The sequence below is a fragment of the Bacillus sp. DE0042 genome, from assembly GCF_007680225.1.
GTDB lineage: Bacteria > Bacillota > Bacilli > Bacillales > Bacillaceae_G > Bacillus_A > Bacillus_A wiedmannii.
On record NZ_VEJP01000002.1, the window covers coordinates 140,266 to 159,944 of the forward strand.

Sequence of the window (19,679 nt, forward strand, 5' to 3'; positions counted from 1 at the left end):
AAAATTTAAACTTTATTTATTACAATATTCGTATCGTATTCGCACGTTTATTAAAAATGAAAAGAAAGGAGTACAAAATGAAAAAGGTTTTATTAATTATTCCAATATTCATCGTTCTACTGAGTGGCTGTAGCAATAATGATATATACGGTTCTTGGGAAGTCGTTGACAACAAAAATGGTCTTTGCCCTGCATCTTATAAATTTGAAACAGTTGTAAAAGAAGAAAAGAAAGAAAAAATTGTTCAATATTTAGTGGAGATGCAAACATCAAAGGAAAAAGAAGATTTATACAAAGGCTCATTTGTAAAGAATTCTAATGTATATCACATTGATTATGGTAACTCATTTACATCGGATCAAACTTTAAAAGTTGTCGATGGCAAATTAAATGTATACTTTTATGCAGTGGAAAAGTTATGTACATATAAAAAGAAATGATTACACTTCATATAAGACGCAGAAAATATTTTCTGCGTTATTTTTAATTTACAAAACCTCCCCAAAAACATTTTCCTCTTTTAAATCTTTAAATTTAAATGTAGTATTATATAATAACAATATTTTAATGCGAGGTGCTTTTTTTGAGAAGTTTAAGTTCATTAATTGTCTCAACAATCTGTTCCATTATCCTAATCCTATGGAGTGCACTTTCATTTTATGAAAGATTCACGACGGGAAATTCATACTATTGGCTTAGTGGTATATTAGGCCTCGTTTTCGTGTTATTTTTCATCCAAAATATGCGGGATATACTTAATAAAAACTATAAAACATCCTAAACCGTATAGAAAGATATAATAAACAGTTCAGTTAACCAATCCTTATTTACAACGCCCTTTCAAAAAAGACTAATCCTCCCTCTAAATTTGTCAATCGTTTTAATTTTCATAAAAAAATGATAAAATGTAAACATGTGTTTTCAGAATAATTAAAAATGCAGAAAGAAAACACTGTTTTTAGGAGGGGTTTTGATGACTTACACGTTAGCAACTAGAATGAAAGCATTCCAATCTTCTATATTTAGTGAATTAGGGGCTTATAAAAAAGAAAAAATTGCAGCAGGTCACAAAATGATTGATTTAAGTATCGGGAATCCTGATATGCCACCTGCTGACTTCGTAAGAGAAGAAATGGTACATACAGCAAGTGAAAAAGAAAGCTACGGATACACATTAAGTGGTATTCAAGAATTTCACGAAGCTGTAACTGAATATTACAACGACACTCATAACGTTAAATTAAATGCTGATAAAGAAGTTTTATTATTAATGGGGTCACAAGATGGACTCGTTCACTTACCTATGGTTTATGCAAATCCGGGAGATATTATATTAGTTCCTGATCCTGGATATACAGCTTATGAAACAGGTATTCAAATGGCTGGTGCAACATCCTATTACATGCCTTTAAAGAAAAAAAATGAATTCTTACCTAATTTAGCAGCTATCCCCGAAGATATTGCTGATAAAGCGAAGATGATGATTTTAAACTTCCCAGGAAATCCAGTTCCAGCAATGGCTCATGAAAATTTCTTTACAGAGGTAATCGCATTCGCGAAAAAGCATAATATTATTGTTGTCCATGATTTTGCTTATGCTGAATTTTATTTTGATGGTAATAAACCAATTAGCTTCCTCTCTGTACCTGGTGCTAAAGATGTTGGCGTAGAAATCAACTCTTTGTCAAAAAGTTATAGTTTAGCAGGTAGCCGTATTGGATATATGATTGGAAACGAAGAAATTGTTCGTGCACTTACTCAGTTTAAATCCAATACAGATTATGGTGTGTTTTTACCAATTCAAAAAGCAGCATCAGCTGCACTAAGAAATGGCGCTGCATTTTGTGAGAAAAATCGAGGTATTTATCAAGAACGCAGAGATACTTTAGTTGATGGATTCCGCACATTTGGCTGGAATGTTGATAAACCAGCTGGTAGTATGTTCGTTTGGGCCGAAATTCCGAAAGGCTGGACTTCTATAGATTTCGCTTATGCATTAATGGATCGTGCGAATGTCGTTGTTACACCAGGTCATGCATTTGGACCTCACGGAGAAGGCTTTGTACGTATTGCACTCGTTCAAGATAAAGAAGTGTTACAACAAGTTGTTGAAAATATTAGAAATAGTGGTATTTTTTCTCTTGAAAAAGTAAATGAATTAGTTAAAAATTAATGATAACTCCCCTGCTTAACTGTAGCAGGGGTATTATTTATTGGAGGTACTTTCATATGCATATTAAAAACACTCTTCCTCATCGTTATCCTTTTTTAATGATTGATAAAGTAACCAATGTAAAACATGGTGAATCCGTTACGGGATATAAACTCATTACAAATAATGAGTGGTTTTTAAATGATAGTCAAAAACATATGCCTCATATGTTAATCGTAGAAGCACTTGCTCAACTTAGTGCATTTGTACATACAAGTGACTCTCAAGGATTAGGCTTCCTCTCCTCATTAGATGGGGTTGAATTCCACGGAAAAGCACATCCCGGTGATAAACTTGATTTACATTATGAGCTTACTCGCAATCGTCGAGGTTTTATTCTCGGTAAAGGTACTGCAACTATTAACGATCAGCCGATTGTAATTATAGAAAAGCTATTAATATATCAAGCAAAATAGAGACGATGTAATTCACCCGGGTATCTATCTCCTACAAATTCGTCTCACCAACATGAACAGAGTAAACAAATTACTTGGTTAGGAGCAGGAAAATGGAAAGCACTATCGGTATCGATGCCGGAGGAACATTAACGAAAATTGCTTATTTGAACGAACAAAAGCAATTAGCTTTTGAAAAATTTTATTCAAATGAACAAGATAAAATAATAGATTGGCTTAAGAAAAACACTCGTATAAAACAAATATGTATAACAGGTGGTAAAGCCAAACGATTACAGCAACTACTTTCAGACTCATATAAAATAGTAGAACTAAACGAATTTGAAGCTACTCTTGTAGGTGTCCGATACATATTAAAAGAAGAGCAATATGATATAAACAACTTTATTTTAACAAATATCGGTACAGGTACTTCCATCCATTACGTTTATAATGACCAATATATTCGAGCTGGTGGAACCGGTGTTGGCGGTGGTACTATTATGGGGCTTTCAAAATTGTTAACAAATATAGATCATTTTGAAGATGTGATTCCTTTAACAAAATTAGGTTCTAGAAAAGAACTAGATATTACGGTTGGTGATATTTATGGTGGCATTCTCTCACCTATTGATAATAGCTTAACTGCAAGTAATTTCGGCAAAGCTACCAAAAGAGATTCAAATTTAAGTAGTGCTGATATACTAGCAACTGTGCAAGGACTTGTAGGTGAAGTCGTTACTGCATTAAGCCTTCAATTCGCCGAAACAAAAAACATTGACCATATTATTTATATTGGTTCGACTCTATGTAATAACGTACACCTTCAAAATATTATTAGTAACTACACAAAATATCAAAATAAAACACCAATCTTTTTACGAGATGGTGGTAATAGCGGTGCGATTGGTGCTTTACTTCATGTTACGAATAAAAAAAGCTGACTTTTGTCAGCTTTTTTTCAACGGCACTTCAAATTCAATAATTGATTCTCCGTTCTTCCCAATTCGCTCTACACTAATTCTATCAATTACACATTGTAACTTTTCAGGGAAACTATGAATATCCTTAGCTACTTCAGCAGCTAACTCAGCACTTTCTTTTCTCCCGACTGTTACATGCGGTATGTACGGAATATCTTCTTTCAAAAATTGTATTAAAGGTCCTGTATACAGCATATCATGTAGTTCTTCTATTTGTTCTTTCCCTCCCTCAACTTCTAAAAACAAATAGTTTCCTACACTAGTGATACGATTTGCAAACTCAATTTCAATTTTGCCTACCCCTTTTGATACATTAAAAATATGAGATTTTAATTCATCATTTGAAATATTACTCTTAAATGGAAATACGATTGTTATATGTGGTGGAATTAATCCAAATAAAGGATCATGTTTTTGTCTAATGTTCTCTATTTTATTGATGGACATGTTATTTAGAAAAACTAAAATTATACGCATTTTTATACCCTCTACTTTCCCTCATCTTAATATGTATCATATTCTATGACAGCCTTGCACTTCAACAAATAGTTTTGCTTACATGTAAAAATAAAAAACTTCTCAAATGAGAAGTTTTCATATAGCATGATTACTATTTTCCCGCCAAACTTTCCTAAACTTTATATAACAAGCAATTCTCCACGGAATAATATACGATACTGCAACAACATAAAATAATAAACCAATCGTTTGCTGATCTAAGTCAACAATATATTGTCTTGAACCATATCTCAAAACGACAAGTGCAATAAAAGTAATTAAAAAAGCTGCACTTTTTTTCGTATAAATATTCCCATCATCTCTCCGCTCATAATTTGTTAATACTATAAGCGGCACAGCGAAAAGTACACCAATGAATCCCGCTATAACTACTTGTAATATAGCTGGATGTACGGGACCTAAAAACCATACAATACCTGGTGTTAAAAATAGTAATGGCCATAAAATACGTTTTCCCGATCCCTTTATTGGCTTATGCATGGAGCGATAACGACGCCAAAATATTAGTAGTGCAATACATAAAAAGACTGTTATTAATGAAGAAGTATCTCCCATTTACTTTTCCTTCTCTCTAAAATAATAATCTATTACTATTTTAAACCGTTCGTTCAAATGATACTTTACGAATAAATATACTACTAGTTATGATATAAAGAATAGTTAATCCGATTGAAATAACAGTAAAATAAGGAATGTCGTTTAAAGATGCATCGTTTGTAAAAATTAAACCTGTTATCCCCGCTTCTCCATAAAGTACACTATTCATTGATAAGAAAAGTGTCCCACCAATCATAAGACCGATCCACTTAAATCTTTGCTTAAACACGACTACTAGTTGAAAGAAACATGCTGTCGTAACATAAAATAAAAATTGTAAAATAAATTGTTGTACCATTTGCTCCCCAAAGTTAACATTTACTACGTTATATTTTAAATCTTGTAAAAGCATAACTTGAAGAAATGAAAATAATGCAGATTGAAGTACAATATAACAAATTGCTCCGATAAAATATTGTGTTCTCGTTACACCGAATGAAACCGCTAAACGAAACAGCTCATCTTGTATGATGAAAACACTCCCTACTATAAATAACATAATTGCTATTGAAGGGTTATTTATAATTTCAGGTAAATAACCAATGTTCGCTCCATTTAAATGAGCAGCATTTAAAGCCCCTTTTATTAATAAAGCTACAATCCAAAATATTATAATTGCTTTATAATGAAAATTTATATGTAACTTCAACTGCTTCATTAACATCGTCATTTCACTTCACCACCCGTTATGTGTATAAATAGTTTTTGTAATGTAATTCTATCAATTACTAAACCTTCTTTTTCAAGAGAGTAATAATCTTCATTAGAAAGTTCTTCCCATATAACAGCAATCCCCTTATTTCCATAAACTTCTCGATTTATTACTTTTTTATTAATCGAAAATTCATCTACTTTATCTTTTTTCCCTGAAATAATATGAGCTTTTTGCAATAAATCTTCCACCGATGATTGAACAACAAGTGCGCCTACTTTTATGATGATTACATCTTCAATAACATGAGTAACTTCTTCTACTAAATGAGTTGATAATATAATTGTTCGTGGATATTCACCGTAATCTTCTAGTAGTAAATTATAAAATAACTCACGATGTGCTGCGTCTAAACCTGTAGTTGGTTCATCAAAAATAGTAATTGGTGCTCTACTTGCTAATCCTTGAATAATTCCTACGACTGTTTGCATACCATGGGATAGTTTATGGTATTTCTCTGTCATATTCAGCTGAAATTTATCTGCCAGTTCTTCAGCATAAGCTCCATCCCAATTTTTATAAAACATGCTACACATCTTAAAAAATTCTTTTACTTTATAACTTAAATGAGCCTCTTCTTTTACTCTAACAAAACAAATATTTTGCATCGCTTTACTATTTTCAAAAACATTTTCACCAAATACAGATACGCTTCCACTACTCGAAATAATTTGTCCTGCTAGTAAGTTTAATAAAGTCGTTTTCCCTGCTCCGTTCCTTCCAAGCAAACCATATATTTTATGCTCTTCCAATGAAATCGTTACTTCATTTACAGCTATTTTCTTTTTATATTTTTTCGTTAACTCTAACGTTTCAAGTGCAATCATCCCTCTTTCCCCTCCTTCGTAATTTTTTGAATCATATCCATCAATTCATCTTTTGATATTTCTAGCACTTTCGCTTCTTCCCACACTTTAGGTAAATATTCGGTCATAAAAGTGTTTTGTCTTTTTTTTAGTACAACTTCTTTCGCTCCCTTTGCAACAAACATCCCGATCCCTCTCTTTTTATATAAAATCCCTTCATCCACTAATACATTTACCCCTTTAGCTGCAGTAGCTGGATTTATTTGTAACATCTTCGCAAATTGATTTGTTGATGGAACTTGTTCTTCTTCAAGCAATATGTCTTTTAAAATATCAGATTCAATGGTTTCTGCAATTTGTATGTATATTAATTTATTTTGCTCTAGAGTAGGTTTCACAATTTCACCACCTTAGGTTCATAGGTTCATTACTTATGTAATTAACCATATCACATTAAATTATTTATTTCCATAAATTTCTTTTACAAAAAAGAGAGCCATTCTTAAACGAATGACTCTCTTTCTAAAATAAGAAATTTTGTATACTAACTCCATCTTTGTCCCTCCAATTATTTCGACTACTTTATTGGATATTTAACAAATAAAGATTTTCGGAAATCTTTATCATTCACAAACCTATTAATTTTTTTGTTATTATCATTAAGGAACTTTAATACTTTCCTTTTATTCCACATATCCTCTTCTTTTGGAAAATCATCAAATTTTTCATACAGGACTGATAGTATTTCTTCTCTCTTTATCGTGAAATTTTTATTTTCGACTTGAAACTCGTAAGTTTTCGCATTTGGTACTAAAATCGCTAGATAAATAACGTTAAAGAGAAAATTCTTCTCCATCGTGTCCTTACCATCAAACCAATACGTCTCAACCATGTCTTCTGTAAGGTTTCCATTTTCTTTTGCGCCATAGTTCACCTTTATGCTTTCATTCTCCAAACTTATACTTTGAAATGTTTCACCACCGGGTAAATGATTCACAATTGCTACTACATCTGAGTTATTACCAACGTATGTCCCCGCATATTTCTTAAAATCACTAGGTTCAACATCGGATATTTCTTTTATTCTTTCTCTGCTAGAACAAGCAGTAATAAATAAAAAAATTGTTAGCATAACAACCATATTACGTTGCATATATTTCATTTAGCATCCCTCATTTTTATCGATATTTCGTTAATTACAATACTTCTTCTTAAAACCCTTTAAAACATACGCATTTTAATCAAAATTAAAAATTTTCAATTTTTGTGTTTACAATTATCCATTAATTGTATATACTTACTAACGTAAGAAAAATATTCTAAAAGGAGGTCGAAGGAAATGATGAAATTACAATTACATGCTTTAACTTTAGCGTTAACTGCACCTTTGTTTTTCGGACAATTAAATATGAATTCGACCACCCTAATGGAGAATTGAAAATCGTACATTATTTCGATTAATTCATAAATTCGCCACAGGAGGTCGTATACTTTCCTGTGGCTTTTTCACGCCCTGCCATAGGAGAACTATATCTTCCTGTGGCTTTTTTGTGCGATTTTTTAGCCTCTTATATTATTTTTTAAAGAAAGGAGCAACATTCGATGACTATTAGCGTATTGTTTTTAAGTATTACGATTCAAAGAAATACAATTTCCAAAGATGAAATTTTTCATAACGAGCAAATTGAAAAAGCTATGAATGATGTTAAGGAGCGCCAAACGCTTTATTGTGATCACCTGTAATTCCTTTTCGAAAGGAGGAATTCATTTATGACTTTTCATATTTTCTTTTTTACAACTGTACTTCAGAAAAACACTTTATCTGAAGATGCAATCATTCGTAAACAACAATTAAAACAACTAACTGATAAAATGACTGACATTAAAAGTTCATACTATACGCAAATGTATTAAAAATATATTTTAAAGGAGCAATACCTTCATGAAATTTAAAGCATTCTTTTTAACAATCACCATTCAAAAACGTAAGCTTTCACAGAATGAGATTTTGCGTGAGCAACACATTCAAACTATTATGGACGAAGTGAAAGAGCACCAAGCTTCTTATTACAGCCGTCTTTTCTAAATAACTTTTAAAGGAGCATTATCCTAATGAAATTTAAAGCATTCTTTTTAACGATTACCATTCAAAAGCGTAAGCTTTCACAGCAAGAAATTTTGTGTGAGCAACACATTCAAACTATTATGGGCGAAGTGAAAGAGCGTCAAGCCTCTTATTATAGCCGACTTTTCTAAATAACTTTTAAAGGGGAAAAAACAAATGAAATTTAAAGTATTCTTTTTAACGATCACCATTCAAAAAACTAAGTTCTCAGACAGTGAGATATTGCATGACCATCAAATTAATAAAGCTATGGAGGATGTAAAAGAACGTCAAAGTCATTACTGTAGCCATCTATAATTCCTTTCGAAAGGAGGAATGTACCATGAAGTTTCACCTATTCTTTTTAACAATTACAATTCAGAAAAAGAACCTTTCTGAAGCTGAATTAAAACAAGAAGAACAATATAAAGAGATTATGGACGAAATTCGAGATCGTAGAAGCAAGTACTACTCTCATCTATAATCCTTTAAAAATATAAAATTTGAAAGGGGTCGATTATGATGTTGCTAGCACGCTGTAAGGAAATGATTTGGATAGTTCAGAGGGATTCCACATAGTTTTATAGACATACTATCACACAAGTATATCGTTATATTTGATATGTAATAAATATATAATAAAATTACACCCGTACACTTTTAATATTGAGTAATAAACAAAAGATACACCACTTAAAAAGTGGTGTATCTTTCTCAACTTATACTATTTTCGATTACTTCGTTTCGTCTTAAACAATCTCACTAAGTTCGATACAACTGTTTTTGTTACTGCATAAACTGGTACTGCCAAAATCATTCCGATAATTCCCGCAAAGTTACCTACCCCTAAAATTAAAATAATAATTGTTAACGGATGGATATTTAATTTTGAACTCATAATACGCGGTGAAATGATGTTACTTTCAAACTGTTGTACAATTGTTACGATAATAATTACGTACAACGCTTGCATCGGAGATACGAACAGACCTACAATAACAGCTGGTGCTGCACCGATAAATGGACCTAAGTTAGGAATGATATTTGTAAATGCTGCTATAATTCCTAAAACGAAAGCGTACGGTAAATCGATAATTAAATAACCGATAAAAGTAAAAGCACCTACAAATATACAAACGAGCGCTTGCCCTTGAATATATGCAGATAATGTTTCGTTCGTTTCCTTAATGATACGAAGTCCTTCTTCACGGTAAGACTCAGGTAATAGACTAACTGCTTTCCCTGGAAACGCATGTCCATCTTTAAACATATAAAATAAAATAAACGGTACTGTGAAGATAACTAATGCAACGTTTGTGATAATACCAAATAAAGCCGTTGCACTCGACGTAATCGTGTTTGGTATATCCTTTAAGTATTCAATCGCATTTTTCTCAATTGTTTCAATGGAAACGTAGTTTTGTGTAGATAACCATTCAAATAATCTGTGATGGGATAAATCTTGTATGTATAGTTTTCCCTCTTTAATATAACCGGGCATATTTTTTACTAAATCCATTAACTGTTGTGAGATCGTTGGAACAACTACCCCAACTCCAACTGCAGTTAATGTTATAATAAAAAGATATAACAGTAAAATCGCTAAATTTCTAGGTACTTTTTTATTCTCCAAAAAGACTAACAATGGGTTAAATATGAAGTATAAAAATAACGCGATTAAGATTGGGAAAAACAACGTTGATATGAAGATACCAATCGGTTGAAATAGAAACGATATTTTTGTGCAAATAAATATGATCGCTACAACCATTAGCACTTCTAATGTCCAAAAGTGCACTTTCGATTTCAAAAAAACGTCCTCCTTTAAACTAGCACTTCACTTCATTGTACCAAAATAAGCAAGAATTTCACATAATATTTTCCTTTACAATATTCCAAAATACCAATAAATACACTACAATGAGATTACATACAAATTTGCAGGTAAAGGTGATAAAAATGACACAATGCATCATATGCAGAAAAGATACGAAAGAACTTAGTGAACAATATGTCATCCCCGAAATATTATGTGGATATTATTTCACAAACTCAATTTGTGATACTTGCCATGAACAAATGACAACAAATATTGATCGTCCCTTAATTCGGCATAAATTAAGTCAATTTAAGATTGAGCAAATGAAAAAACAAATTGATTCCCCGCTCTATACGAATGAACATGGTGAGGAACTTGCGGCTGCTGAGACAGATGTTGTTGAAGTAAGTGATGAAATACTTTATTCCAATGCATTAATTATGAAACTATGTAAAAAGCACGATATTTCACTACATAATGAAATTTGGAAAGAAGAACGTGTAACGAAAGTAGCTAGCTCTATTCAACGTGAATTACTTTTAGATAACCGTAAATACAAAATGAGTGTATTAAAAATGGCTTATACTTTCGCTGTACAAGCTGTTGATGGCTATTTTGAAGATCCAGATGCGATTGATATTTCTAACATTCTATCAAATGGGGATTTTATGGAATTAAAAGAAAAAAGTATAGTTCGCGATTTAAGTAAAAGTTCTTTATGGAATACATTAAATACAAATAGTGAGAACCATTACTTTATTTTATTAAGTGATAAAGATGGCCTGTTCTGTTTCATTCGTCTATTTGATATATTTGACGTTGTCGTTCATTTATCAGAAAAGAGATATGAACTTTCATCTCCAATTGTCGGCGTAAATGATGTAAATAGGCAGGAATTTTATGTCCAAACTTTAAAACAGTATATGGATGGGCTATTTAAAGAAAAAAAACCTTCTATTTAATCGAAATCAGAACATACGGTCTCCTTTCTTGACGAAAAGACACTGTGTTATAATAAGTATGAAAAGAACAATACAATCACATAAACCAATTATTAATTGTAAATAAATAAAAAAGACCAGTGTGCGGCTACACACTAGTCCACGTAACTTAGCAGATTGGATTGTTCATTTATCCTATTTGTTTCTTACAAACAAAACAACCCACATTCTATTGGCATAGGTGGGTTGTTATTTTTTGAGCTTGTCTATTAAAACGACGACGAACGTTAACAATGCAACGAGAAACAGTCCACCCTGCAGTAGCAACGCTATTTCACTCACGTATTATCACCCCCCTCCTATTCGGAGAAGTGATAATTGAACAACCAACCGTACCTTAAGTTACTATTTAATTTTACCATATTTTCTAATAGTTTACGATGAAAACCCGTAAGTGAAATACTTGCGAGTTTTTTTATCCCGTATTAACAGGCAGTAAACAAAATGAAGCAAAACATAGGTGAAACTGCCTGTAAAAGCCCGATTGGTTCAACTTTATTTCTCACTATTTTTTTAAAGCATATGCATCAGCTATCATTTCACCAACAATTTTATTTTCTTGTTTCTTCTCGTCTTTCAATAAAGGAAATAACAGTTCTGCCACTTCATATGCCTCTTCTAAATGGGGGTATCCTGATAATACAAACGTATCAATTCCTAACGCTTCATATTCTTTTATTCTTTCTGCTACTGTATGCGGATCTCCAACAAGCGCAGTACCAGCACCACCTCTTACAAGCCCAATTCCAGCCCATAAGTTAGGACTTATCTCTAACGACTCTCTCGTACCTTTATTTAAATGTGTCATTCTTTTTTGTCCGACTGAATCATATCTTGCAAATGTTTTTTGAGCGAGCTCAATTGTTTCATTATCTACATATTGAATTAACCTTTCAGCCTCTTCCCATGCTTCTTCTTCTGTCTCTCTTACAATTACGTGTAGTCTAATACCAAATCGTACGTTACGCCCCTTCTCTTCCGCAAGTTTTCTTACTTCTTCTATTTTCTCTTTCACTTGCTCTGGTGGCTCTCCCCACGTTAAATATACATCACTATGCTCAGCTGCAACCTCTTTACCTGCAGCGGACGATCCGCCAAAATAAATTGGTGGATACGGTGTTTGAACCGGAGGAAATACAACTTTACTATCCGTAACTTTAATATGTTTTCCTTCTAAAGAGATTGTTCCACCTTGTAATACTGACTTCCAAACCTTTAAAAATTCATCTGCTACTTCATATCTTTCATCATGTTCAAGATACAATCCATCACCTTGCAATTCAACAGGATCTCCTCCAGCTACTACATTAATAAGTAATCTCCCATCTGAAATTCTATCAAATGTAGATGCCATCCTCGCTGCAACTGTCGGTGACATTAGTCCTGGTCTAACTGCTACTAAAAATTTTAATTTCTCTGTCTCAGCTGCAAGTGCCGATGCTAATACCCATGGATCTTCACACCCTTGACCAGTTGGAAGTAATACACCCGAATATCCTAAATAATCAGCTGCAGCTGCAACTTGTTTATAATAACCATACTCAGCTGCTCTTCCTCTTTTTGTCGTTCCTAAATATCGACCATCTCCATAAGCCGGAATAAACCATAATAATTCCATACCTTTACACACCCCTTATTTATTTTGAAACGTATACTAACATACTCTATATAAATTACCCCTAATAATTTACCCCGCTATTTGCGGGCAGTAAGATCCCCACCTTAAAATTCAGCGAAAGCAAAGAAGTTAGGTGGGGGATGACCCTTCCCACTGATTAAAGTTTCACTTTATATGTTAATTCCCTGTCTCTCCTTTAAAATTATCTCGCCATCTTAAAAACTTCACTTCTAGTAAACGTACGAGTGAATCAGAAAACTTTCCAACGAATGCAAAAATAATAATGCCGACAAATACGATATCTGTATTTGAAAATTGCCTTGCATCCATAATCATATAGCCAATACCTTCTGTAGACCCCATAAGTTCTGCTACTACTAAACTCACCCATGCAACTCCTAAAGATAACCTTGCTCCGAGTAATAGGTTCGGCAATGCGGCAGGTAAAATTAATTTTGTAATTAATTTTCTTTTACTAAACTCTAACACTCTGGCAACATCGAATAACTTTGAATCTACACCTCTTATCCCTAAAAACGCGTTTACGTATAGAGGAAAAAATGCACCGTCCGCAATTAATAATACTTTCGATGTTTCACCAAAACCGAACCATAATACGAAAAGTGGCGCAACTGCTAAATGAGGTACAGTTCTTAACATTTGTACAGATGGATCTAAATATTGCTCACTTCTCGTTGAAAATCCAACAATCGTTCCTAAAATAATTCCTAAACTCCCGCCAATAAAGAAACCAGCCGCAGCCCTGAATACACTGATACTTAAATGACCGAATAACTCTCCTGTTTTTATAAGTTCTTGAAAAGCTAGAAATATATCTAATGGCGTCGGTAAAACTGTTTTAGAAACTAAATCGAATACGCCGGCTAACTGCCAAATAATTAATACGATAACTGGTATAGCAATCGCTCTTACTAGCACTTTTACATTCGTCTTTCGCACTTTCTTTACATTGTTTTTGCCAATCGTTATACCCGTTGGTTTCATAACAGCTTTCGTATTCTCCAATTTACAAAACCTCTTTTCATTTCGCCTTTAATGCTTTTTCTACGAAAGAATTATCTACAACTTTATCTGTTTTGATTTCTTTCTTTATTGAACCGAGTTTATATTGAAAATCCGCTGTTTTTTGCTGTTCAGCTATTATTTCTTTCGTTACCGGAACTAAAATTGGTTTGTCGTGATCAAACACTTCTTTTACAATTTCTGCATCTATCTTCTTTGCAGAAGTATATATTTTTATCGCTTCATCTAAGTTTGACTCTTGCCATACACGTGCTTTTTCATAAACTTTAAGGAATTTCTCAACTAATTCTGGATGCTCCTTCGCGAATTTTGTTCTCGCAATTAAAAACTCTGGTGAAGAAACATTTAATCGTTCACCATCTGCAATAATCTTTGCCCCTTTATTTAAAGTATGTAGTGAAATAAAGGGATCCCAAATGGCCCATGCATCTACTGATCCGGATTCAAATGCCGGCTGCGCTTCATCTGGTTGCAGTTGAATGACATTTACATCTTTCGCATTTATACCTTCTTTTTCTAATGCTCGATATAATAAATTAAATGCGCTACTTCCTTTTGCTACTGCAATTTTTTTACCTTTTAAATCTTTTACACTCGTAATCTTGCTATCTTTTTGTACAAGAATTCCAGTCCCTTTCCTCGCATAACTTGTATTAGCAATTTCGGTAAATTCAATCCCAGCTGCTTGCGCTGAAATAACTGGGGAGTTCCCGACTTCACCAAAGTCTAATCGATTTGATGCGATCGCTTCAAAATAGGGAGGTCCGCTTTGAAACTCTGTCCATTTCACCTTAACCCCTTCTTTTTTAAACTCCTCTTCAAACCATCCTTTTTTCTGTGCTAATAATAGCGGGCTTAATCCTTGTTGTATGCCAATTTGTATGGTTACCTCTTCTTTCTTACTACTTGCAGTGCTTTTTTCACATCCTAATAAAAAAAAAGATATAACTAATGCAAAAGAAAGAACCTTACATTTTTTATACATATATAATCCACCCTTTTCCTATATACTTGTTTGAATCAGTCCCCCGTGTTCAAACTGATGTAGCACTTTCGTTCGAAGTTGTTGGAACGATTGAGAAGTTTTATTTCGCGGATAAGGCAAACTATTTTCAATAACTTTATGTATTTTCCCCGGATTTGCACTCATGATGATAATTCGGTTTGAAAGATATATGGCTTCGTCTATATCATGAGTAACAAATATCATTGTCGTTTTCTTCTGTTCCCAAATGTTCAACAGTACTTCTTGCAAATGACTTCTAGTAAAAGCATCAAGTGCCCCAAATGGTTCATCAAGTAATAATACATTCGGATCTCTTAATAAGGCTCTCGCAATCGCAACACGTTGTGACATCCCGCCTGAAATTTCTTTCGGATAAGATTTTTCAAAACCGTCTAATCGAACGATTTCAACCCATTCCTTTACCTTATCTTTCACATACTTATCTTTTAACGACAAATCTGCAGCAATATTTTCTTCAACTGTTAACCACGGAAATAAGCGATGTTCTTGAAAAATAAAACCTTGTTTCTTACTCGGATTTACGATTTGCTCCCCATCAATGACAACTTTACCTTCAAATTCGTTATCCAACCCCGCAACAATTTTCAAAAGAGTACTTTTCCCACAACCACTCGGTCCGATTACAGTGACAAAATCCCCTTTCTCTAATTGAAAATTAATATCTTCTAATATTTGAACCGTACCAGTTTCTTTCGAAAAACATTTTGATACCCCATCAATTGAAACAGTCACTTCTTCCCCTCCTTGAAATGATTCATTTAAATGAATAGATTCAGCATTTGTATAATAAAAAAACCAAAGGCATTTTATCAATAGATAAAATGCCTTTGGTTTCTCCAATCAGCAATACGTTATAGAATTAACTACATATTATACAAATATTTCCGATAAGTCAACTGGGTTTTGGTGAACGTTATTTACTTTTAAAAATAGTAGCAGTTTCTGAAATGATTTTTGGAAGCGACTCTTGAATTGTATTTTTGACTGTATGAAGAGCTTTTTCTACATACCCGTCTTCAAAGTGTTCTAACGGCTCAGTTAATTCATCCTCATCCAATATATATAATTCTCCACTTGGAAGTACCATAATATCAAGAATTAAATCTTCAAAGGATACCACTTGGTCCGTTATATATGTATTCTTAACAATATTAAAATAAGAACCTATATAACACCCCTCCTGATCTCTCCAAACGTATAAATTATATGGCCGATTTCCCCAGTAATATGCAACTGTATAACTTCCTTTCGGGATTGTTAACTTCGTATCGTTCGCTGCCATTGTAAAAGAATACTGTACTTCATGATATAAAATAATTTTGTCCTGCTGCGCTTCTATTAGTAAACAAGCATGATCTATGGTTGTACCATCATATCGGATTTTTCTTTCAATAATTTCAATGTCTGACGTACATAAGCAACTCATTTTTTTATTTCCCCTTTTATTTTAGTTCTTTCATTATATCCCTTTATATTTCCACTAAGAAAGCGTTCAGTCAATTTGTTTCTTGTTTTTAAAGATAAAATCCATATAATCTCATTTTCTACTACACAAAAAAGCCCCTTCTAAATTAGAAGGAACTCCAATAGTATTATTCATGTTTCAACTTCTCCGTAACCGCATCATAAAATCTCTGTTCCTCATCAACATTTAAGTGAACGCGGCTTACTGTTTTAGAAAATCCATATAACAATTGCGCTTTTACAGGCTCTTTTAGTGTTATTTCAAATGTTGGAGGTTCCTTTATAAATTCCATCACAGTTGCGTCAAGGACCTCTTTCTCGTCCTTTAAAGATTCTCCTTTATAAAACGCAATTTTATCAATTTGTGTAAATGGTATAACAATTTTCTTTCCTAATCCGATTTGAATGATTATTTGTTCTTCTGTAATGATAATCGGATTTTTACGCATTGCTTGTATTTCAGCTAAAAAATATAACATTGCATATACGTTTAATATAAGTAAAATCCATGCTATTACTGGATTCCATTGATGAAGCAAATAATGAAAACCAATACTTTCTATTAAGGTTGCATGGATAATCATAATATATACACCTATTGCACCAGTCTTTTTGTGATATGAGTATACAGATTTACCTTCCGGTACTGTTGCACGCCACGATAAAAATGCATAATAGATTAACTTACACTCTGTTACAATGATATCTACTAATTTATTTCTTTTCATAGTAGCATCAAACGCTGCATCAATCGCATAAGAAAATGAAGAATATTCTCTTCTATATTCTTTATATCGTTTGATTGTTTCAGGAAGCACTTTAACGATTTTATAGAGAAGGAATAATTCTAGACCTACAAAAGCAATTTCTCCAGCAACTATAATATAAGAAACGTTTGAAAAAGCTTGTAAATAGTTACTTGGAATAATAAATCTCGCAAATATATAACCAGCTATTACAACAGGAAATATATACGTTAACGAGTATCTTTTTCGAATAATAAAGAAATACGTAATGACTGGAATTACAAACATGCAATCTAATAATGATCCAAGAACAACTTCTTTCGGAGTAGCTGGTACAATCGGAAGGGCATACAATAAATAGTTTGATAACAAGATGAAAGATACGAGTCCAATCCAAATACCTTTTCGCCTTCGCGATAGTGAGTCATTCATACGTTCACTCCTCTATTTAAAAACCTCGTTTAAATGATCTTTATAAAATGTAATGGCACGTTCAAATTCTTTAACTTCGTCTACTTTTATAACCGTTTCAAGTAATAATTTCATCGCGGATTCATGATCGTTAACGTTATATTTTGCTAATGACAAAAATACTTTCATCACGGCATTATCCGGAAACTGCTGCAAACCTGTTTCTAAAACAGTAATTGCTTTGTCATACTCACCTATACAACGATATGTACTGCCAAGACCGATATATGCACCGCAAAGTGACTCCCCATCAAGACCATTTGCAATTGCCTGTTCATAATACGGCACAGCGTCTGTTTCAAGTCCCATTACATCATGTATCCAGGCACATTGAAAAAGCACTTCTGCATCCCGCGTAAAATTGGTTAACCCCATAAGTATCTCTCTAGATTGCGCATATTTCTTTTCATTTCTTAGTTTAATCGCTTGCTTTAATAAATGTTCCATAGAATCCACTCCTCACCAATTATTTTATGTATCCATCTTGAATGGTTAACATTTGTGTAAAAGTAAAATTCCCATAAATTAAAGTTTCGCTTACCTATATATACTATGCGGATTCACTCTTATCCAAATACTTAAAATTATAAAGCAGTAATGTGATTACATAGTACTTCTAACCTTTTGACAATTTCTTTCGCCGTTTCATCTTTCCCATTACATAACTTCCCTTTACCGTCCTGTCCAATTACGTAGTGCACCGCTCCGCGTGAATATAAAGAATGTGGTGAATTTGCAATCATTACATTTGCCTTAGATTCTTTCATTCTATTTTTCGCTCTTTCAAACAATTCTTCTTCATTTACATCACTTTCAAGTTTAAAGCCAACGAGTACGGTTTCTGGATCCCACTCTTTTATTTGCTTTAATACTTTTGGAGCCTTTTGAAAATGAATAATTGGCGCTATATCACTTGAAATTTTCCCATTCATATCAAGAACATTACCATCTTGATCACAAATTTTCTCTACAACCCAATCTGATCCAGCCGCTGCCATAATGACCGCATCGACCTTTTCATGCGTAATGATACTTTTCATTTTATCTTGTAAATCAACAATTCCTTCAAACGGGTGTAATTCTAATTGATTGTTTACATCGTTCGGTTTCTCAGCGAAATAACCGTGTAAATATATAACATGTGCTCCTTTACTTATAAATTCTTCCGCGATTATTCTACCAATTGTTCCTTTTGCCATATTCGTATGACCACGCACTTGGTCCCATTTTTCTAAACAACCACCACTCGTAATTAATACCTTTTTCCCCTTCATTGTAACCATCCCTTACTGATTTTTCTTACGAAACCATTCTGTTCCAAAGTCAACGATATCTCGTTGCTTCATAAGACGGCACGTTGCATTTCCTATTTTCCCATTTGTTACAGTTCCTTTTCGCTCAAACTCTACACCGATTTCTACAAACTTATCAGAATCGTAACCCATATCAACAAACTCTTTCCATACTCTTGCACCATTCTCTATAATTGGTGCCCCTACTTTTATTAACTCACATGCACCAGTACGTACTTCAGATAAATGTACAGACGTATTGGAATCATATCCAACACCAATTAATAATATATATCCGTCTAAATCATATATTTTTCTTAATGGAGATTCCTCTCCTAAACTCATTGATAGCGACTGATTCATCGTTATTTCTTCTGCATGTTTTCCCCATGCAGCAAAACTTCCTAATGGATGGTTGCTACGTACTACATTCGGATATGTACGAAAACATTCAACTACTTTTCCCATTGCCCTTGTTGGTGTGATATGTGGCTCAAACGCCGGGACGTTATCTCGAATAATTTGCCACCATTCTTCAGGTACAGGTGGTCTTGACCAATGTTTCGGATCAGATAAATCCGAAGATTGAGTTGGCATAATAATTGTTCCCTCTTCCGTAATAACTTTCATTAACGCCTCTACTACCGCAACGGCTCCGCCAGATACCCAGCCAATAGAACTGAGCGAAGAATGCACAATAACCGTCATTCCTTTTTCTAACCCTAATTCTCTTAAATCATTTGTAATGGTTTTGATTGTATTTGGCAATTGTGTATTTGCCACTATGTCATTCATTTTCACGATTGTTCCCCCATTTTTTAAAACTACTACATACATATATTATCATATTTTTCTTAATTTTTAACTTA

Annotated in this window: 28 protein-coding genes; 11 read left to right on the plus strand and 17 right to left on the minus strand. The window is 33.2% G+C overall.

Annotated features, from left to right (window positions below):
* Window positions 1–77 precede the first annotated feature (77 nt).
* The 4 genes from FS802_RS11050 (at window position 78) to coaW (ending at window position 3,551) form a co-directional block, all read left to right on the plus strand.
* Window positions 78–440: a hypothetical protein gene (locus FS802_RS11050; RefSeq protein WP_061673347.1), complete on the plus strand. Its 363-nt coding sequence runs from the start codon at window positions 78–80 to the stop codon at window positions 438–440.
* A 533-nt stretch (window positions 441–973) separates the two neighbouring features.
* Window positions 974–2,173, plus strand: coding sequence for an LL-diaminopimelate aminotransferase (locus FS802_RS11060; RefSeq protein ID WP_141547162.1), 1,200 nt, complete (start codon window positions 974–976; stop codon window positions 2,171–2,173).
* A 56-nt stretch (window positions 2,174–2,229) separates the two neighbouring features.
* Entirely contained in the window at window positions 2,230–2,628 is a 399-nt protein-coding gene (locus tag FS802_RS11065) for a 3-hydroxyacyl-ACP dehydratase FabZ family protein (protein WP_098654969.1), read from the plus strand.
* 92 nt (window positions 2,629–2,720) lie between these two features.
* Complete coding sequence (coaW, locus tag FS802_RS11070; protein WP_098654970.1) at window positions 2,721–3,551, plus strand: type II pantothenate kinase; 831 nt, start codon at window positions 2,721–2,723, stop codon at window positions 3,549–3,551.
* A gap of 6 nt (window positions 3,552–3,557) precedes the next feature.
* Here coaW and FS802_RS11075 read toward each other — a convergent pair whose 3' ends face one another.
* From FS802_RS11075 to FS802_RS11100, 6 genes are all read right to left on the minus strand, one after another.
* The gene (locus FS802_RS11075) at window positions 3,558–4,067 is read right to left on the minus strand and encodes a 2'-5' RNA ligase family protein (RefSeq protein ID WP_098654971.1); all 510 of its coding nucleotides are present in this window, start codon (window positions 4,065–4,067) and stop codon (window positions 3,558–3,560) included.
* A gap of 117 nt (window positions 4,068–4,184) precedes the next feature.
* Complete coding sequence (locus tag FS802_RS11080) at window positions 4,185–4,664, minus strand: CcdC family protein (RefSeq protein ID WP_098707838.1); 480 nt, start codon at window positions 4,662–4,664, stop codon at window positions 4,185–4,187.
* A 40-nt stretch (window positions 4,665–4,704) separates the two neighbouring features.
* A complete protein-coding gene (locus FS802_RS11085; protein WP_098654973.1) occupies window positions 4,705–5,376 on the minus strand; it encodes a DUF4052 family protein in 672 nt (223 codons plus the stop codon).
* Window positions 5,373–6,245 carry an ATP-binding cassette domain-containing protein gene (locus tag FS802_RS11090; RefSeq protein WP_098654974.1) on the minus strand — a complete coding sequence of 291 codons (873 nt, stop codon included), beginning with the start codon at window positions 6,243–6,245 and terminating at the stop codon, window positions 5,373–5,375. The genes FS802_RS11085 and FS802_RS11090 overlap by 4 nt, the downstream gene beginning before the upstream one ends.
* The gene (locus tag FS802_RS11095) at window positions 6,242–6,622 is read right to left on the minus strand and encodes a GntR family transcriptional regulator (protein ID WP_000805185.1); all 381 of its coding nucleotides are present in this window, start codon (window positions 6,620–6,622) and stop codon (window positions 6,242–6,244) included. Before FS802_RS11095 ends, FS802_RS11090 begins: the two co-directional genes overlap by 4 nt.
* A gap of 179 nt (window positions 6,623–6,801) precedes the next feature.
* Window positions 6,802–7,386 (minus strand): DUF4825 domain-containing protein, encoded by a 585-nt coding sequence (locus tag FS802_RS11100; RefSeq protein WP_098654975.1) that lies wholly within the window; start codon window positions 7,384–7,386, stop codon window positions 6,802–6,804.
* Between the two features lie 440 nt (window positions 7,387–7,826).
* On the opposite strand from FS802_RS11100, the gene FS802_RS11105 reads away from it, so the two are divergent.
* Genes FS802_RS11105 through FS802_RS11130 form a run of 6 tightly spaced genes read left to right on the plus strand, consistent with a single transcriptional unit; the run spans window position 7,827 to window position 8,812 of the window.
* On the plus strand, window positions 7,827–7,967 hold the full coding sequence (locus FS802_RS11105; protein WP_000156191.1) for a YrzI family small protein: 141 nt from the start codon (window positions 7,827–7,829) through the stop codon (window positions 7,965–7,967).
* 27 nt (window positions 7,968–7,994) lie between these two features.
* Window positions 7,995–8,138, plus strand: a complete 144-nt coding sequence (locus FS802_RS11110; protein WP_000142719.1) for a YrzI family small protein — start codon at window positions 7,995–7,997, stop codon at window positions 8,136–8,138.
* A gap of 28 nt (window positions 8,139–8,166) precedes the next feature.
* Window positions 8,167–8,310, plus strand: a complete 144-nt coding sequence (locus tag FS802_RS11115) for a YrzI family small protein (RefSeq protein WP_000668975.1) — start codon at window positions 8,167–8,169, stop codon at window positions 8,308–8,310.
* A gap of 26 nt (window positions 8,311–8,336) precedes the next feature.
* On the plus strand, window positions 8,337–8,480 hold the full coding sequence (locus FS802_RS11120) for a YrzI family small protein (protein WP_098654976.1): 144 nt from the start codon (window positions 8,337–8,339) through the stop codon (window positions 8,478–8,480).
* Window positions 8,481–8,505: 25 nt separating this feature from the next.
* Window positions 8,506–8,646 (plus strand): YrzI family small protein, encoded by a 141-nt coding sequence (locus tag FS802_RS11125; RefSeq protein ID WP_000669812.1) that lies wholly within the window; start codon window positions 8,506–8,508, stop codon window positions 8,644–8,646.
* A 25-nt stretch (window positions 8,647–8,671) separates the two neighbouring features.
* Window positions 8,672–8,812, plus strand: coding sequence for a YrzI family small protein (locus FS802_RS11130; protein ID WP_000668503.1), 141 nt, complete (start codon window positions 8,672–8,674; stop codon window positions 8,810–8,812).
* 240 nt (window positions 8,813–9,052) lie between these two features.
* On the opposite strand, the gene FS802_RS11135 is transcribed toward FS802_RS11130, so the two are convergent.
* Window positions 9,053–10,138: an AI-2E family transporter gene (locus FS802_RS11135; protein ID WP_000837880.1), complete on the minus strand. Its 1,086-nt coding sequence runs from the start codon at window positions 10,136–10,138 to the stop codon at window positions 9,053–9,055.
* Window positions 10,139–10,287: 149 nt separating this feature from the next.
* Here FS802_RS11135 and FS802_RS11140 point away from each other — a divergent pair, with 149 nt between their 5' ends.
* Complete coding sequence (locus FS802_RS11140; protein WP_000189697.1) at window positions 10,288–11,109, plus strand: HNH endonuclease; 822 nt, start codon at window positions 10,288–10,290, stop codon at window positions 11,107–11,109.
* Window positions 11,110–11,337: 228 nt separating this feature from the next.
* On the opposite strand, the gene FS802_RS31330 is transcribed toward FS802_RS11140, so the two are convergent.
* The 10 genes from FS802_RS31330 to aacC all read right to left on the minus strand — a co-directional run bounded on the left by FS802_RS31330 (window position 11,338) and on the right by aacC (window position 19,605).
* Window positions 11,338–11,430, minus strand: coding sequence for a putative holin-like toxin (locus FS802_RS31330; protein WP_001289320.1), 93 nt, complete (start codon window positions 11,428–11,430; stop codon window positions 11,338–11,340).
* Window positions 11,431–11,653: 223 nt separating this feature from the next.
* Window positions 11,654–12,766 carry an FMNH2-dependent alkanesulfonate monooxygenase gene (gene ssuD / locus FS802_RS11145; RefSeq protein ID WP_098654977.1) on the minus strand — a complete coding sequence of 371 codons (1,113 nt, stop codon included), beginning with the start codon at window positions 12,764–12,766 and terminating at the stop codon, window positions 11,654–11,656.
* Between the two features lie 177 nt (window positions 12,767–12,943).
* The gene (locus FS802_RS11150) at window positions 12,944–13,792 is read right to left on the minus strand and encodes an ABC transporter permease (RefSeq protein ID WP_098654978.1); all 849 of its coding nucleotides are present in this window, start codon (window positions 13,790–13,792) and stop codon (window positions 12,944–12,946) included.
* Between the two features lie 16 nt (window positions 13,793–13,808).
* A complete protein-coding gene (locus tag FS802_RS11155; RefSeq protein ID WP_098654979.1) occupies window positions 13,809–14,795 on the minus strand; it encodes an aliphatic sulfonate ABC transporter substrate-binding protein in 987 nt (328 codons plus the stop codon).
* Window positions 14,796–14,813: 18 nt separating this feature from the next.
* Window positions 14,814–15,569 (minus strand): ABC transporter ATP-binding protein, encoded by a 756-nt coding sequence (locus FS802_RS11160; protein WP_098654980.1) that lies wholly within the window; start codon window positions 15,567–15,569, stop codon window positions 14,814–14,816.
* A 181-nt stretch (window positions 15,570–15,750) separates the two neighbouring features.
* Entirely contained in the window at window positions 15,751–16,263 is a 513-nt protein-coding gene (locus FS802_RS11165; protein ID WP_070168891.1) for a ribonuclease FAU-1 family protein, read from the minus strand.
* Between the two features lie 166 nt (window positions 16,264–16,429).
* Window positions 16,430–17,479 (minus strand): hypothetical protein, encoded by a 1,050-nt coding sequence (locus tag FS802_RS11170; RefSeq protein ID WP_098654981.1) that lies wholly within the window; start codon window positions 17,477–17,479, stop codon window positions 16,430–16,432.
* 12 nt (window positions 17,480–17,491) lie between these two features.
* Window positions 17,492–17,965 carry a tetratricopeptide repeat protein gene (locus FS802_RS11175; RefSeq protein WP_000400644.1) on the minus strand — a complete coding sequence of 158 codons (474 nt, stop codon included), beginning with the start codon at window positions 17,963–17,965 and terminating at the stop codon, window positions 17,492–17,494.
* Window positions 17,966–18,102: 137 nt separating this feature from the next.
* Window positions 18,103–18,792: a phosphopantothenoylcysteine decarboxylase domain-containing protein gene (locus FS802_RS11180; protein WP_070168894.1), complete on the minus strand. Its 690-nt coding sequence runs from the start codon at window positions 18,790–18,792 to the stop codon at window positions 18,103–18,105.
* Window positions 18,793–18,804: 12 nt separating this feature from the next.
* Complete coding sequence (aacC, locus tag FS802_RS11185) at window positions 18,805–19,605, minus strand: BA2930 family N-acetyltransferase (RefSeq protein WP_131799179.1); 801 nt, start codon at window positions 19,603–19,605, stop codon at window positions 18,805–18,807.
* Window positions 19,606–19,679 lie beyond the last annotated feature (74 nt).